18 protein-coding genes are annotated in these 13,620 nt (G+C 68.8%); 11 read left to right on the forward strand and 7 right to left on the reverse strand.

Annotation, left to right across the window (positions count from 1 at the left end):
- Positions 1 to 228 (reverse strand): Tm-1-like ATP-binding domain-containing protein (locus tag AC3XYG_RS08365; RefSeq protein WP_489139357.1); only part of this gene is annotated, 228 nt, incomplete at its 3' end.
- A gap of 185 nt (positions 229 to 413) precedes the next feature.
- Here AC3XYG_RS08365 and AC3XYG_RS08370 point away from each other — a divergent pair.
- The 3 genes from AC3XYG_RS08370 to AC3XYG_RS08380 all read left to right on the forward strand — a co-directional run bounded on the left by AC3XYG_RS08370 (position 414) and on the right by AC3XYG_RS08380 (position 2,790).
- Positions 414 to 818, forward strand: coding sequence for a VOC family protein (locus tag AC3XYG_RS08370; RefSeq protein WP_489139358.1), 405 nt, complete (start codon positions 414 to 416; stop codon positions 816 to 818).
- 89 nt (positions 819 to 907) lie between these two features.
- Positions 908 to 1,516: a hypothetical protein gene (locus tag AC3XYG_RS08375; protein WP_489139359.1), complete on the forward strand. Its 609-nt coding sequence runs from the start codon at positions 908 to 910 to the stop codon at positions 1,514 to 1,516.
- A 95-nt stretch (positions 1,517 to 1,611) separates the two neighbouring features.
- Complete coding sequence (locus AC3XYG_RS08380; RefSeq protein ID WP_489139360.1) at positions 1,612 to 2,790, forward strand: GAF domain-containing sensor histidine kinase; 1,179 nt, start codon at positions 1,612 to 1,614, stop codon at positions 2,788 to 2,790.
- Positions 2,791 to 2,799: 9 nt separating this feature from the next.
- Here AC3XYG_RS08380 and AC3XYG_RS08385 read toward each other — a convergent pair whose 3' ends face one another.
- The gene (locus tag AC3XYG_RS08385) at positions 2,800 to 3,156 is read right to left on the reverse strand and encodes a response regulator (RefSeq protein WP_489139361.1); all 357 of its coding nucleotides are present in this window, start codon (positions 3,154 to 3,156) and stop codon (positions 2,800 to 2,802) included.
- A 274-nt stretch (positions 3,157 to 3,430) separates the two neighbouring features.
- Here AC3XYG_RS08385 and AC3XYG_RS08390 point away from each other — a divergent pair, with 274 nt between their 5' ends.
- From AC3XYG_RS08390 to AC3XYG_RS08400, 3 genes are all read left to right on the forward strand, one after another.
- Entirely contained in the window at positions 3,431 to 4,354 is a 924-nt protein-coding gene (locus tag AC3XYG_RS08390) for a LysR family transcriptional regulator (RefSeq protein ID WP_489139362.1), read from the forward strand.
- A 150-nt stretch (positions 4,355 to 4,504) separates the two neighbouring features.
- Positions 4,505 to 5,218, forward strand: a complete 714-nt coding sequence (locus tag AC3XYG_RS08395) for an SDR family NAD(P)-dependent oxidoreductase (protein WP_489139363.1) — start codon at positions 4,505 to 4,507, stop codon at positions 5,216 to 5,218.
- Positions 5,219 to 5,293: 75 nt separating this feature from the next.
- Positions 5,294 to 5,524 (forward strand): tautomerase family protein, encoded by a 231-nt coding sequence (locus tag AC3XYG_RS08400; protein ID WP_489139364.1) that lies wholly within the window; start codon positions 5,294 to 5,296, stop codon positions 5,522 to 5,524.
- A gap of 20 nt (positions 5,525 to 5,544) precedes the next feature.
- On the opposite strand, the gene AC3XYG_RS08405 is transcribed toward AC3XYG_RS08400, so the two are convergent.
- Both AC3XYG_RS08405 and AC3XYG_RS08410 read right to left on the reverse strand, forming a co-directional pair.
- Complete coding sequence (locus tag AC3XYG_RS08405; protein WP_489139365.1) at positions 5,545 to 6,729, reverse strand: MFS transporter; 1,185 nt, start codon at positions 6,727 to 6,729, stop codon at positions 5,545 to 5,547.
- Between the two features lie 108 nt (positions 6,730 to 6,837).
- Complete coding sequence (locus AC3XYG_RS08410; RefSeq protein WP_489139366.1) at positions 6,838 to 7,404, reverse strand: helix-turn-helix transcriptional regulator; 567 nt, start codon at positions 7,402 to 7,404, stop codon at positions 6,838 to 6,840.
- 185 nt (positions 7,405 to 7,589) lie between these two features.
- Here AC3XYG_RS08410 and AC3XYG_RS08415 point away from each other — a divergent pair, with 185 nt between their 5' ends.
- Together AC3XYG_RS08415 and AC3XYG_RS08420 are read left to right on the forward strand one after the other, a co-directional pair.
- Positions 7,590 to 8,690 carry an L-dopachrome tautomerase-related protein gene (locus AC3XYG_RS08415; protein ID WP_489139367.1) on the forward strand — a complete coding sequence of 367 codons (1,101 nt, stop codon included), beginning with the start codon at positions 7,590 to 7,592 and terminating at the stop codon, positions 8,688 to 8,690.
- The gene (locus tag AC3XYG_RS08420) at positions 8,687 to 9,487 is read left to right on the forward strand and encodes a glycine betaine ABC transporter substrate-binding protein (RefSeq protein WP_489139368.1); all 801 of its coding nucleotides are present in this window, start codon (positions 8,687 to 8,689) and stop codon (positions 9,485 to 9,487) included. The genes AC3XYG_RS08415 and AC3XYG_RS08420 overlap by 4 nt, the downstream gene beginning before the upstream one ends.
- Here the strand turns inward: AC3XYG_RS08420 and AC3XYG_RS08425 are convergent.
- Positions 9,450 to 10,091: an HD domain-containing protein gene (locus tag AC3XYG_RS08425; RefSeq protein ID WP_489139369.1), complete on the reverse strand. Its 642-nt coding sequence runs from the start codon at positions 10,089 to 10,091 to the stop codon at positions 9,450 to 9,452. The two genes, AC3XYG_RS08420 and AC3XYG_RS08425, sit on opposite strands and share 38 nt — an antisense overlap.
- Before the next feature lie 36 nt (positions 10,092 to 10,127).
- Positions 10,128 to 10,268, reverse strand: coding sequence for a hypothetical protein (locus AC3XYG_RS08430; protein ID WP_489139370.1), 141 nt, complete (start codon positions 10,266 to 10,268; stop codon positions 10,128 to 10,130).
- A gap of 190 nt (positions 10,269 to 10,458) precedes the next feature.
- On the opposite strand from AC3XYG_RS08430, the gene AC3XYG_RS08435 reads away from it, so the two are divergent.
- Positions 10,459 to 11,436, forward strand: coding sequence for a GlxA family transcriptional regulator (locus AC3XYG_RS08435; protein WP_489139371.1), 978 nt, complete (start codon positions 10,459 to 10,461; stop codon positions 11,434 to 11,436).
- A gap of 241 nt (positions 11,437 to 11,677) precedes the next feature.
- A complete protein-coding gene (locus AC3XYG_RS08440; RefSeq protein WP_489139372.1) occupies positions 11,678 to 11,971 on the forward strand; it encodes a hypothetical protein in 294 nt (97 codons plus the stop codon).
- Between the two features lie 85 nt (positions 11,972 to 12,056).
- Here the strand turns inward: AC3XYG_RS08440 and AC3XYG_RS08445 are convergent, their stop codons facing one another.
- A complete protein-coding gene (locus AC3XYG_RS08445) occupies positions 12,057 to 12,461 on the reverse strand; it encodes a VOC family protein (RefSeq protein ID WP_489139373.1) in 405 nt (134 codons plus the stop codon).
- Positions 12,462 to 12,611: 150 nt separating this feature from the next.
- Here AC3XYG_RS08445 and AC3XYG_RS08450 point away from each other — a divergent pair.
- The coding region (locus tag AC3XYG_RS08450) for an adenylate/guanylate cyclase domain-containing protein (RefSeq protein WP_489139374.1) at positions 12,612 to 13,620 on the forward strand (1,009 nt) is incomplete at its 3' end.

Genomic DNA, 13,620 nt, shown 5'->3' on the forward strand with positions numbered 1-13,620 from the left:
GACCGCCCGGCCGCGGTCGTCGCTGAACACCGCGTCCGGCCCGTCGGGATGGTGGCGCGCCACCTCCTGCGCCGACACGTCGGGGCGGGGGACATCGGCCGCGATCTCACCGGGCCGGGTGCCGACATCGACCAGCACGGCCTCGACGCCGCGGGCCTCGATCAGCGCCTGGACATGGGCCAGTTCGCGCCCCTTGGTGTCGCAGGTCCCGATGACATAGGCCTTCATGCCGTCTCCTTCCCCCGAATCCCGTCCAGCGTCGACGCGCCGGTTCCGTCCCCGTTTGTCGCGCCGCTGCGACCTTCGGCGCAAGGGGTCGTGGGGAGGAGAGGCGCGCTTCCGGCTTCTTTGGTCGGACAATCCGGGTCTATGCTCGGGCCAATGACTCGAACACCCAGCCGGGGAGAGCGCCCATGACCAGCCTGACACGCCTGGACCACGTCAACATCTGGACCGCGGATCTGAAGCGGCTGATCGATTTCTACCGCGACGTGCTGGGCCTCGAGCCCGGGCCGCGGCCGAATTTCCCATTCGGCGGCGCCTGGCTGTATCTCGGCGCCCAGGCGGTGGTGCATCTGGTCGAGGTCAAGACCCAGCCGCAGCCGGGCCAGGTGCAGCTGTCGCATTTCGCGTTCCAGAGCAGCGGCAAGCTCGACGATTTCCTGGCGGAGATGCAGCGCCACGGCATCGCCACGGAGCTGGCGAGCCCGCCGCGCTCCGGGCTGGTCCAGGTCAATTTCCACGACCCGGACGGCAACCACATCCATGTCGATTTCTTCGACGGGACCACGCCGGACCTGGTGCCGTATCGCGCCTGAGTGCGGCAAAGGGCCATTCCCCTGGCCCTTCCGGCCGGCTTCGGGCATGACGGATGCGGAAGAGGGCGTCCGAACCGAGGTCTGGTCCCATGTTGAGAGCCATTGCACAGGCCGTCGGGCTGGCGGCCTTGTTGATGTTGCCCGCGGTGGCGGCCTTCGCCGCACCGGGCCAGGAAACGCTGGTATTCGTCCGCCACGGTGAGAAGCCGGAGCAGGAGATCGGACAGCTCGACTGCCAGGGCCTGAACCGGGCGCTGGCGCTGCCCGACGCGCTGGCGCGCTTCGGCAAGCCGGATTTCATCTTCGCCCCGGACCCGGGCGTCCAGATCGGCCCCAAGGGCGGGCCGAAGCAGAACTACTTCCGACCGCTGGCGACGATCCTGCCGACCGCGATCCGCCTGGGCATGCCGATCGACATCCGCTTCGGCTTCAACGACATCGCCGGGCTGGAGGGCGAGCTGCTGGACCCGAAATACCGTGATGCGCTGGTCTTCGTTGCCTGGGAGCACAAGGAGCTCGACAAGCTGGTCCGCGCCATCGTCGAGGACAAGGGCGGTGACCCCAGCCTGGTGCCGAAATGGCCGGGCAACGATTTCGACAGCATCTTCGTGGTCACGATCGGCCCGGATGGCACGCCGGTCCGCTTCAGCCATGAGCAGGAAGGCATCGCCGGCCTCAGCGACGCCTGTCCGAAGTAGGCAGACCTGGCGCCGCTCACGCGCGTGGCGCAACCCTATGTCCTGGCGTAGTGTCGATCCTTCGGAAGGACCGCTGGATCGAACTGGACCCGTCAGTGAATTTGCCGCTCGACCTTCGGGCCGACATCGACCTCGTGGCCCGGATCGAGGCCGTTCCGACCATTCTCGACGTGGTGTGCCGCACCACCGGCATGGGCTTCGCCGCCGTGGCGCGGGTGACCGAGGATCGCTGGGTCGCCTGCAGCGTCCGCGACACCATCGCCTTCGGCCTCAAGCCCGGCGGCGAGCTGAAGGTCGAGACCACGATCTGCGACGAGATCCGCGACAGCCGGCAGGCCGTGGTCATCGACCATGTCGCGGTCAGCACGCTGTACGCCGGGCACCACACGCCGGCGATGTACGACTTCCAAAGCTATATCTCGATGCCGATCGTGCTGCCCGACGGCACCTTCTTCGGCACGCTGTGCGCCATCGACCCGCGGCCGGCCCGCCTGGAGACGCCTGAGATCATCGGCATGTTCAAGCTGTTCGCCGAGTTGATCGCCTTCCATCTCGACGCCCATCGGCGGATCGCCGAGAGCGAGGCCAGCCTGCTGGACGAACGCCGCACCGCGGAGTTGCGCGAGCAGTTCATCGCGGTTCTCGGCCACGACCTCAAGACCCCGCTGGCCTCGATCGACGCCGGGATGATGCAGATCCGCAAGACCATCCTGGACGACAAGGCCCAGGCGATCGTCGTCCTGGTGCGGAACAGCGTGACCAGGATGGCGGCGCTGATCGACGACGTGCTCGACCTCGCGCGCGGCCGTCTCGGTGGCGGGCTGGCGATGGAGAAGGCGGCGGAGCCGTTGCAGCCGATGCTGGAACAGGTGATCGCCGAGTTGCGCGCCGCCCATCCGCGGCGGGTGATCGAGGCCGATCTTCGCCTCGACCAGCCCGTCCGCTGCGATCGCGGGCGCATCGGACAGTTGCTGTCCAACCTGGTGGGCAATGCCTTGATCCATGGCGCGCAGGACGGGCCGGTCCAGGTCCATGCCGCCATCGCCGGCGGTGCCCTGGAATTGACCGTGACCAATCTGGGCAAGCCGATCCCGGCCGAGACGATCCCCCATCTGTTCAAGCCGTTCTTCCGGGCGTCGACGCGGCCGACCCGCCAGGGGCTGGGCCTCGGCCTCTACATCGCCTCGGAGATCGCCCGCTCGCATGGCGGGACGCTGGAAGTCGCGTCATCGCCGGACGGGACGCGCTTCACCTTGCGCATGCCGGTCAACTAAGCGGCTGCCTTAGATCACGGGGCACAACGTGGTGGGCGGTGCCAGGACATTCCGGCCGGTCAGGCTGGCGATGACCTTCGCCACCCGGTCGGGGGCGAACGGCTTCGGCCATAGCGGCCGGTCGGCATGGTCCGCCCGGATTTGGTCGCGCGACCGGGCCGAGACGAAGGCGAAGGGGATCTTCCGGCGGGCCAGGATGTCGGCCACGGGATAGATCGTGACCCCGTCATCCAGTTCGATGTCGAGCAAGGCGGCATCCAGCTGGGCCGTGCTGGCCAGCTCCATCGCTTCCGACAGCTTGAACACCGGTCCCTCGACCTCGAAACCCGCTTCGCAGAGAGCCTGTTCCAGAACCATCGCAATCACGAATTCGTTTTCAACGACAAGCACACGATCGTGCCTGATTAAATCCAACATCACATCGGCTCCCATCGGTGGGGGTTATACGGGCAATGGGCCGGCGGTGATTCACGTTCCCGGATTTCACAGGTTCCGGCGAGATACCGGCTTTCGGAAATATTGTCTCAATAGTCCCGAACAATTCTGTCTTCCGACTTGGCGCGTCCGGCCGCCTCACTCTTGCGCCCCGCGACCGAATGCCTAGTGTCTGACGATCGGTATTCCGTGAAACGGAAGAACAATGGACCGCATCGACGCCATGAAGGTCTTCGTCGCGGCGCTCGACGAGGGCAGCCTGGCCGGGGCCGGCCGCCGGCTGGGGCGCTCGCCCGCCGCGGTCAGTCGCGCCGTCGCCTTTCTCGAAGCGCATGTCGGCGTCCAGCTCCTGCACCGCACCCCGCGCTCGATCCGGCTGAGCGAAGCCGGCGAGCGCTATGCCGCCGCCTGTCGCCGCGTGCTGATCGACCTGGAGGAGGCCGACATCCTGGCGGCGGGGGAACGGTCGGCGCCGCGCGGGATGATCACCATCACAGCCCCCCTGATCAGCGGCGAGGAGTTGATGCGCCCGATCCTGGACGCCTTCCTCGACGCCTATCCCACGGTGTCGGCGAAGCTCTATCTGTTCGACCGGCCGGTGAACATGATCGACGAGGGCATCGACGTCGCCCTGCGCATCGCCCATCTGCCGGATTCCGCGCTCGTGGCCATCCGCGTCGGCGAGGTCCGGCGGGTCGTCGCGGCGGCGCCGTCCTACCTCGCCCACTCCCCGCGCATCGACCAGCCTGCCGATCTGGCCCTGCAACAGGTCATCTCCATGACCCATTTCGGCTTGGAGTCCTGGAGCTTTCCGCCCGGTGAGGGCTCGGCGCTGCCGCGCACCGTGCAGTTCACGCCCCGCGTCATCGTTAACAGCGTGCGGGCCGCGGTGGCCTCGGCCGCCGCGGGGCATGGGGTGACCCGGCTGTTCTCCTACCATGTCGCCGAGGCGGTGCAGGACGGCCGGCTGCAGCTCTTGCTGCGCGCGGACGAGCCGCCACCGCTGCCGGCCCATCTCATCACGCCGGAGGGCCGGCTGTCGGTGCCCAAGGTCCGGGCCTTCGTCGATTTCGCGGTGCCGCGCCTGCGGGCGCATTTCGCCCGCCTGTCCGCCGAGACGAAGACCTGATTTGCATTCGATCGCCTGGCGGAAGAGTGTCTGCCGTATGTCGGGAATTCGATCGAATGCCGGCAGGGCCTACATCATAACCACCGGCGCCGAAGCGGAGCCGGTTCGACGGTGCTCTCGCCCGTCGAGGCAGATCATCGAGGCGCAATCATGGGTTCCGAACAGAAGGTTGCCATCATCACCGGCGGGTCGCAGGGCATCGGCGCCAGCCTGGTCCAGGCCTATCGCGACCGCAATTTCCGCGTCGTCGCCACGGCCCGCTCGGCCAAGCAGGGCGGCGACCCCGACGTGCTCGCCATCCCGGGCGATATCGCCGACCCCGCAACCGCGGAGCGGGTGGTTGCCGAGGGGCTGTCGCGCTTCGGCCGGATCGACACGCTGGTGAACAACGCCGGCATCTTCATCGCCAAGCCCTTCACCGACTACACCCCGGCCGACTTCGCCGCCGTGCTGTCGGTCAACCTGGCCGGCTTCTTCCACATCACCCAGCTGGCCCTGGCCGAGATGCTGAAGCGGGGCTGCGGCCACATCGTCAACATCACCACCAGCCTGACCGACCAGCCGATCGCCGGCGTGCCCTCGGTCCTGGCGTCGCTGACCAAGGGCGGGCTGAACTCGGCCACCAAGTCGCTGGCGATCGAATATGCGGCCCGGGGCATCCGGGTGAACGCGGTCTCACCCGGCATCATCAAGACGCCGATGCATGGGCCAGAGTCCCACGAAGCCCTGGCCAAGCTGCATCCGGTCGGGCGCATGGGTGAGATCCGCGATATCGTCGACGCCGTGCTGTACCTGGAAAGCGCGGGCTTCGTGACTGGCGAGATCCTGCACGTCGACGGCGGCCAGAACGCCGGCCATTGGTGATCCCGGTCACTGTTGATTAGAGGGCGGCGGCGCCGCCGCCCCGTTCTTTCTCAATCTCTCATCGGGACAACGACCATGCCGATCGTCACCATTCAGATCACCCGGGAAGGCTCCGGGCCCGGCCGCGACGCCGCCACCGCGGCGGAAAAGGCCGCGCTGATCCAGGGCGTCAGCCAGCTGCTGCTCGACGTGCTGCAGAAGCCGCTCGACGCGACCTTCGTCGTGATCGAGGAGGTCGCGCTGGAGAATTGGGGCGTCGGCGGCGTCCCGGTCGACGAATACCGCAGGCGGCTGGCGGCGAAGTAAGGTCGGACCGCCCGGTTCGATCAGCGGGAGCTGACGGCCGCGGCGGCGCCGTGGCTGCGGGCGGCCAGGCCCAGCGCCAGCAGGCACAGGGCCGAGGCGGCGAAGCCGGCGGCGGCCGCGGCCGGCCAGCCCCAATGCGTCGCCGCGGCGGCCAGCAGCGGTGGCCCCAGCAGCGAGCCGGAGGCGCCGCCCTGGGCCAGCAGGCCGTTGGCGGTCGCCATATCGCCGCCGGGGCCCACCACCTCCGGCAGCCGGGCGAAGACCACGGCCGGCACGGCGCCGGAAATCGCATTCAGCAGCGTCGCGGCCAGGGCCGGCCAGATCCACGGCGCGTCCCAGGGCGTGAACACCGCGAACAGCAGCAGCGCCGGCAGGACGATGGCGGGAACCGCCAGCCCGGCGATCGGCCGGCCGCCGCGCATCCACCAGGCGGCGAAGATCCCGCCCATCACCGAGCTGAAGGCGGCCGTGCCGGTGACCAGGCCGGCGGCCGACGCCGACAGGCCGTATCGCCCGGTGAAATAGGTCGGCAGCACGGCGAGCATGCCGACCTCGAACACGGTGTAGCAGGCGAAGCCGACCGCCATCAGCCAGGCCCCGGCCGGCGCACGGGACGGGTGGCCGCCGCCGGTCGCGCGCACCGTCCGCGGCGGCGTCGGCAGCCGCCAGGCCGGCAGCAGCAGCAGGGCGGTCAGCAGCCCGCTGCCCAGCAGCACGAACCGCCAGGGCATCATGCCGGCCGCAGCACCCGCCAGGATGCTGCCGACGGCGAAGCCGACCGGGAAGAAGGTGCTCCACAGCGCCAGCGCCGTCGCCCGCTGCGCCGGGGTGGCCACCGCGATGGTCAGGGTTGGGGCGGCAACCGCCACCGCCAGATAAGCCGCGGCCTCCACCAGCCGCCACAGGAACAGCCCGGCCACGGCGCTGGTCGCGCTCATGCCGGCGGCGGACAGCGCGAGCAGCGCCAGCCCGGCCAGCAGTGCGCGGCGGGCGCCGACCCGGCTGATGACGATGCCGGCGAACAGCCCCAGCGTGGCACCGCCGATCTCCAGCAGCGACACCAGCAGCGCGGCGACGGTCAGGTCCAGGCCGAGATCGCGCTGCATCAGCGGCAGCAGCGCCGACAGCTTGCCGAGCTGCGCCGACGCGCTCACGCCGGCGAGATAGATCACCAGGATCGGCAGCCAGGCGTTTCGGGACGGCATGATCACTCCGGGGTCAGGTTCGGGCGATCCTAGCGAGGAGATACAGAAGCCGACTGAATAAGATATTCACGCTTTCCATGGCCCTGTCGGGCCGGTCGCGCGATGCGCTCAGGCGACCGTTTCGGCCAGGCGGACGAAGGCGCCGTCAGACAGCTGGAACCGGGTCCAGCGCATCCAGCCGGCGCGGATCGGCACGATCGGCGACCCGTTTGCCCCGGTCGCGATCTCGATCGCCGGCGGGTCGGGCTCGAACCAGCCATCGTCGGACAGCGCGGCCTCCGCCGCCACGATCTCCGGCGTCGCGAAGCGCCACAGCGACACGCCGATCAGATCCTCGGGTGGGCAGCCCCAGTCGCGGTTGCGCCCGGTCGATGCCGCCAGCAGCCGGTGCGTCAGGTCGCAGACCAGATGCAGGCTGACGGGGGATTGGCGGACGAGCCGGGCGAGGGCGTGGTCGGCGGCACTGTCCAGCCGGGCGCTCATCAGCGCGCGCAGCCGGTCCTGCTCGTCGAGATCGGGGACCTGGGTGCCGGCCTCCCAGCGCGACACCATCGCCTGCGACACCTGCAGCAATTCGGCAGCATGGACCTGCTTGACCCGCCGCAGGGCCCGCCATTGGCGCAGCGACCGGCCCAGCCGGTCGGCGGCGCAGATCCTGTATGCGGTCGCGGTCATGATGCCGCGAGCATGGAACGGCGGGCGCCGCCTGTCCATGCCTCCGGCGGCAACCCGCCTATCCATCCGAATTCGCGATCGATGAAATCAGAACTATGAATTTCCCTTATCGCCCGCCGGCAGCCATTTCTCGGGGGTGAGGGCGACCCGCCCTTCCGGTTCCCGATCCAACTCCGGAGGTGCCTGTGAAACGCAAAGTCCTGATCGCCGGCCTGGCCACCCTCCTGGTCCTGCCGATGCGGGCCGTGCCGGCACAGACAAGTGAGGCCGGGCAGCTGGCCATTGCGGCCGAGAGCCGGATGATGATCTGGAATGCCGTGGCCGTCGACCAGGGGCAAGTGTTCGTCGCCGGCCCGCGCTGGACCGGCTCCAAGGGACCCGCCCTTGGGCGCATCGATGCCGGCGGCACGCCAATGCCCTATCCCGATGCGGCGTGGAATGCGTGGCAGCCCGGCACCGATCCGGCGCAGGCCTTCGTCGATGTCAACGCCATCCACCTGGATGGCCGGGGCGGGTTGTGGGCGGTCGACACCGGCTCGCCGGATTTCGGCGGCGACCCGCTGCCGGGTGGCGCGAAGCTGGTGAAGATCGATCTGTCGACCGGGCGGGTGGCGAAGATATATCCGTTCAGGCCGAAGATTGCCTTGCCGGGAAGCTATGTCGACGATGTCAGGTTCAACGGCGACCGGGCCTATCTCACCGATGCCGGGAGGCCCGGCCTGATCGTCCTCGACCTGCGGACCGGCAGCGCCCGCCGGGTGCTCGATCGCGATCCGTCGGTGACGGCTCCTGCGGATCGGCCGATCAGGCTGGACGGCCGGGTGGTCAAGGCCCCCGACGGCACGCCGCTGCGGGTCAACAGCGATCCGCTGGAGGTTTCGCCCGATGGCCGCTGGCTATATTTCGCACCGCTGCCGGGCCCATGGTCGCGCATCGAGACCCGCTGGCTGGACGATGCCGGGGTCGCGTCGGACCTGTTGGCCACCAAGGTCGAGGCCTGGGCAGACCTGCCGCCCGTCGGGGGCACCGTGATGGACACGAACGGCGATCTCTACTTCACGGATCTCGCCGAGAACGCACTGAAGCGGCGGACCCAGGATGGCGCCATCACCACCGTCGTCCGGGATTCGCGCCTGCATTGGGTCGACGCCCCCTTCATCGACGCGGCGCACACGATCTGGCTGCCGACGCCGCAGATGGATCGGGCCGCCCTGTTCAATGGGGGCCAATCCCGCACGGAGTGGCCGGTGCAGCTGTTCCGGCTCGACCTGGGGGCGGTTCGATGAGCGATCCGTTGCGCCTTGGTCATATCGACCTGTCGTTCCACGCCGCGAGCGCGGCCGTGGTGCAGCGGGTGCTCGAGCGTCACGGGCATCGGGTCGAGGTCTCGGCTGCACCGCATGAGGCGATGTTCCAAAGCTTTGGCCGGGGCGAAATCGACCTGTTGGTGTCGGCCTGGCTGCCGGCGAGCCACGGCGCCTATCTCGCCCCGTTCGAGGCCGAGACCCGGAAGCTGACCGTGCTATACGAGCCCTATTGCCTGTGGGGCGTGCCGGAGCATGTACCGGCGGCAGAGGTGGCATCGGTCGCCGACCTGCTGTCCCCCGCGGCCCTGCAGCGGATGGAGCGGCGGATCCAGGGGATCAATCCCGGCGCCGGCATCAGCCGGTTCTCCCGGGCGGTGATCGACGCCTATGGCCTGGGCTCCGCCGGATATCATTTCGCGCCGGGCACCGAGGCCGAGTGCTTCGGCGCGTTCGAGGCGGCGGTCGCCGCCGGGCGCTGGGTGGTCGTGCCGCTGTGGTCGCCGCAATACCTGCATCATCGCTATCGCATCCGCGCCCTGCATGAGCCGAAGGGCCTGCTCGGCGGCACCGATGCGGCGACGCTGATCGCCCGGCGCGACGCCGAAGCGCGGATCGCACCGGCGGCGATCCGGGAGCTGGAGGCGCTGCATCTCGGCAACGCCGCCGTGACGGCCCTGGATCACGCCATCCGCGTCCAGGGCCTGTCACCCGGCGAGGCCGCCGACACCTGTCAGGCTCTCAGCTGTCCCAATCCGAACCCAGGATCAGGTCGGTGAAGTTGACGCGCTGGTAGCTCGGGTCGCGCAGGGCCAGCACGTCGGCCTTCACATTGCCGAAGGTGGTGTGCGGCTTGTGGATCGTGCCGTGGGTGAAGGCGTCGATGATGCCGTTCTTGAAGTCGCCGCCGCGCGGATGGGCGTTCACCACCTGGCGGCGCTGCTCCTGCGTGAAGTCGTGGAAGGCGAGGCCGAGCACGTCCATCTCCACCCCGGCCGTCACCAAGGCCACGACCGGGTGCTTGTGCTCCGGGATGCCCGGCGTGGTGTGCAGCGCGATCGAATCCCACACCAGATCGATGTCGGAATGGGCGATGCCGTGTCGCTGCAGGAAGTCGCGGGCGGCGTTGGCGCCATCGACCTCGAAGCGCAGATCCTTGCTGGAATAGGCGTCGACCAGGCCCATGTCGTGGAACATGGCGCCGGCATACAGCAGCTCGGGGTCGAATTTCAGGCCCTTGCGCTCACCGGTCAGGGCGCCGAACAGGTACACCCGGGTCGAATGGTGGAACAGCAGGTCGCTCTCGGTGTCGCGCACCAGCTGGGTGATTTCCCGCGCGATGGCGCTGTCGGGGATGCGGATGCCCGCGATGGACTCGGTCATGGTCGTGCTCCTTCGTAAAATCGGTTGAAATCGCTGTCAGTCGAAGCTGTGGGGGGCGATCGGGTCGCTGGCGGGAAAGGTCTCCTCCAGCGCCTGGTCGAGCCACCGGTCGCGGTGCTCCGACGCCGGCTCGGTTGCCGGGGCGGGGGTGGGGATGACATCCTGGGCGACGCGCATGATCCGGCCCTTTCGGTGCGGTGTTCGGGGTGTCGGCCGCCTGTGGCGCCGACCCCTTCTATGTGCGCCCCGGGGGCCGGTGCCCTCAACGCGGCCGGGCCAGCGCTTCCTGCCAAAGGCACGCGCAAATCGGACATTGCGGGCCGGACGCGGGCATGGGATGGGACGGGGACAGGAAGGGGGAACCGGCATGCCGCTGCGCACGGTCGCGATCGCCATCTTCCCGGGCGTCCAGGCGCTGGACGTGGCCGGGCCGATCGACGTCTTCGCCGAGGCGAACGGCTTCGTCGCCGCGCCCGACCATTATCGCACCCTGATGGTTGCGGCCGACACCGCGCCGCTGCGCGCCTCGAACGGCATGCAGCTGGTGGCCGACCGCAGCTTCGCGGATGCGGGCGAGCCCTTTTCCATGGTGCTGGTCGCCGGCGGCCCCGGCCTGCCGACGGCGCCGGCCGACCCGGTTCTGTCGCACTGGCTGGCCGGCGCCGCATCGCGCGCGGGGCTGTACGGGTCGATCTGCACCGGCGCCTTCGCCTTCGGCCATGCCGGGCTACTCGACGGCCGGCGGGTGACCACCCATTGGCAGAACGCGCCGCGCCTGGCCGAGATGTTCCCCAAGGCGCAGGTCGATTACGACCGGATCTATCTGCGCGACGGGTCGCTGGTGACCTCGGCCGGCGTCACCGCCGGGATCGACCTGGCGCTGGCGCTGGTGAAGGAACATCACGGCGCCGCCGTGGCGCTGGCCGTGGCCAAGCGGCTGGTGGTGGTGGCGCAGCGCCAGGGCGGCCAGTCGCAATTCAGCCCGTTCCTGACCGCGCCGGAGGACGACGGGTCGCCGATCGCCCTGGTGCAGGCCCATGTCATGCAGCACATCGGCGCCGCCTTCACGGTCGACTCCCTGGCCGAGGTGGCGGGGATGAGCGCCCGCAATCTGGCGCGGCTGTTCGCGCAGGAAACCGGGGTGACGCCGCATGAATTCATCGAGCGCGCCCGCATCGACGCCGCCCGCAACCTGCTGGAGGGCAGCGACCGGGCGCTGAAGGCGGTGGCCTATGATTGCGGCTTCGGCAGCGCCGACCGCATGCGCATCGTCTTTACCAAACGCCTCGGCGTCACCCCGGCTCAGTACCGCGCCAGCTTCCGGGTGCCGGGGACGATGGGCTGAAGGGGTAGGGAGGCCACAATGACCTGGCCGCCTGGCTCCAGGCGATCGCATCAATCATCGGGCTAGTGGCCGCATTCCTTTTTCCCTGGCGTGAGATCCTTGCAAGCAAGCACGGTCAGCGCGAGGAGTTGGCGGCTCGAAAGCAATTGCTCCTGCGACGGACGGTTTCTGCTCTGAAGGACGGCGAGGCTAAGCTCGATGGTCTTTTAGTTCGGCGCAGGTGTAACGTCGAGGGCAGAGGTTGCATGGAAGTGCAGGCCGCGTAGATGTCGGGGATTTCGACTTTGGGCCGCAATATTTGGATTTCCTTCAAGACGACACGTACCTGCTCGGGGCCGCCGCAGCAGGGGAATTGGCGGATATCGTCGAAAGCTTGGAAGATTTTCGACGAGCCCTCACCCGAGAACTGCCGATAGCCAATGTCGAATGGGCTGATGCTCGGATTGCGGAATTGGATGTATTGCGGGGCCGCATGGAAACCCTGCGGAAGAAAGTGGAGGCGGATGTCATCGAAGGTCCGACCCAGGCTCCTTGATGGGTCTCGATCATGGTATGCCTCTCAAATAGACAGCGTGCTCTATTCGGACCTTGTCTTATGCCTGACGCCCGGCGATGCCCAGTCAGGCATCGGCGTAGACACCAGCCTCGATGTTGTTGCCGTCGGGGTCGATCAGGAAGGCGCAGTAGTATCGTCCTCGCCGGACACCGGGATCACCATTGTTGCGGGCGCCGGCCGCCAGGCCCGCGGCGTGGAAGGCGTCGACGGCGGCGCGCGACGGCGCCCGGAAGGCGACATGGTCGGGGCTGCGCGCGGCCTCATGGTTCTCGGTCCAGAAGCGGGGCCGGCCGGCCGCGACCACGAAGAAGGGCGATTCCGGCTTGCCGGTGGAAAACACCAGCCAGCCCGTACCGTCCTTCTGGGTGTGATCCTCCATCAGCTTTATCTCCAGCGGCGCCAGCACCGCGCGGTAGAAGGCCCCGGCGGCCTTCAGATCCCGAAAGACGATTCCCAGATGGTCGAACATCCGTGGCTCCTCGATCTCCACTGGTCCTACCGTGCAAACAGGCAATCCGGCGCTCTGCTTCCCTCTCGGAGCGCGACGCTGCGCCGCCGGCCGGGATCGTGTAAAGCTGCGGCAACACGGGACGCCCGGCCTCCGGCCGCAGGATGACAGATGGACGACGCCAAGCTCGCCGCGCTCGCGGACTGGATCACCGAGGCCGGCCTGATCGGCCTGTCCGAAACCGAATTGCTGTCCGGCTTCTGCGCCCGGGCGATTTTCGCCGGTGTGCCGGTCGCCGGCGGCCTGCTGGTGATCGACACGCTGCACCCGGTCTATGAGGGCAACGCCGTGCGCTGGCGCCGCGGCGATGCCGAAGCGACCTTCGCCGGCTATGGCCGCACCAACAACGACGAGCGCGAAGAGAAGTGGCGCGCCAGCCCGTTCTACCTGCTGATCGACACCGGCGAGGAGTGGATGCGCCGGCGCGTGACGCCGGAAAGCGTGGCCGAATTCTACGCCGTGGCCGCGGCCCAGGAAGAAGGGGCGACCGATTATCTCGGCATCCTCAACCGCTTCGAGGCGGAGGGGGCGATCGCCGATTGGGACGGGCTGTTCTCGGCCTGGACCACCGACCAGCCCGGCGGCTTCGCGGATGAGGAGATCGCGGCGCTGCTGCGGCTGATGCCGGTGCTGGCCATGGCGATGAAGGCGGTGACGCTGGCGCGGATGGCCGGCACGCTGCTGGAGACCTATCTCGGCCGCGATGCCGGCAGCTCCGTCCTCGCCGGCCGGATCGACCGCGGCGTGGCCGAACGGATCGACGCGGTGCTGTGGTTCAGCGACCTGCGTGGCTACACCAAGATCACCGACACCGCGCCGCCGGAACAGATCATCCCGCTGCTCAACGACTATGCCGACGCCGTGATCTCGGCGGTGCAGGCGGCCGGCGGCGACGTGCTGAAGCTGATCGGCGACGGCGTGCTGGCGATCTTCCGGCCGAATGGCGGCGAGCCGGCCGACCGCGCCCAAGCCTGCCACGCGGCGCTCGACGCCGGGCGCCAGGCGGTCGCCGCCATCGCCGAGCTGAACCCGCGCCGGGCGGGGGAGGGGCTGCCGGTGACCCAGATGTATGTCGGGCTGCACATCGGCGAGGTGTTCTTCGGCAATATCGGCAGCGCCG

The sequence above is a fragment of the Inquilinus sp. genome (genome assembly GCF_057815775.1).

Bases quoted from the DNA above. Each gene is read 5' to 3' on its own strand.
- AC3XYG_RS08370 (WP_489139358.1), top strand. From the start codon at position 414: ATGACCAGCCTGACACGCCTGGACCACGTCAACATCTGGACCGCGGAT.
- AC3XYG_RS08375 (WP_489139359.1), top strand. From the start codon at position 908: ATGTTGAGAGCCATTGCACAGGCCGTCGGGCTGGCGGCCTTGTTGATG.
- AC3XYG_RS08390 (WP_489139362.1), top strand. From the start codon at position 3,431: ATGGACCGCATCGACGCCATGAAGGTCTTCGTCGCGGCGCTCGACGAG.
- AC3XYG_RS08395 (WP_489139363.1), top strand. From the start codon at position 4,505: ATGGGTTCCGAACAGAAGGTTGCCATCATCACCGGCGGGTCGCAGGGC.
- AC3XYG_RS08400 (WP_489139364.1), top strand. From the start codon at position 5,294: ATGCCGATCGTCACCATTCAGATCACCCGGGAAGGCTCCGGGCCCGGC.
- AC3XYG_RS08405 (WP_489139365.1), bottom strand. From the start codon at position 6,729: ATGCCGTCCCGAAACGCCTGGCTGCCGATCCTGGTGATCTATCTCGCC.
- AC3XYG_RS08410 (WP_489139366.1), bottom strand. From the start codon at position 7,404: ATGACCGCGACCGCATACAGGATCTGCGCCGCCGACCGGCTGGGCCGG.
- AC3XYG_RS08420 (WP_489139368.1), top strand. From the start codon at position 8,687: ATGAGCGATCCGTTGCGCCTTGGTCATATCGACCTGTCGTTCCACGCC.
- AC3XYG_RS08425 (WP_489139369.1), bottom strand. From the start codon at position 10,091: ATGACCGAGTCCATCGCGGGCATCCGCATCCCCGACAGCGCCATCGCG.
- AC3XYG_RS08430 (WP_489139370.1), bottom strand. From the start codon at position 10,268: ATGCGCGTCGCCCAGGATGTCATCCCCACCCCCGCCCCGGCAACCGAG.
- AC3XYG_RS08435 (WP_489139371.1), top strand. From the start codon at position 10,459: ATGCCGCTGCGCACGGTCGCGATCGCCATCTTCCCGGGCGTCCAGGCG.
- AC3XYG_RS08445 (WP_489139373.1), bottom strand. From the start codon at position 12,461: ATGTTCGACCATCTGGGAATCGTCTTTCGGGATCTGAAGGCCGCCGGG.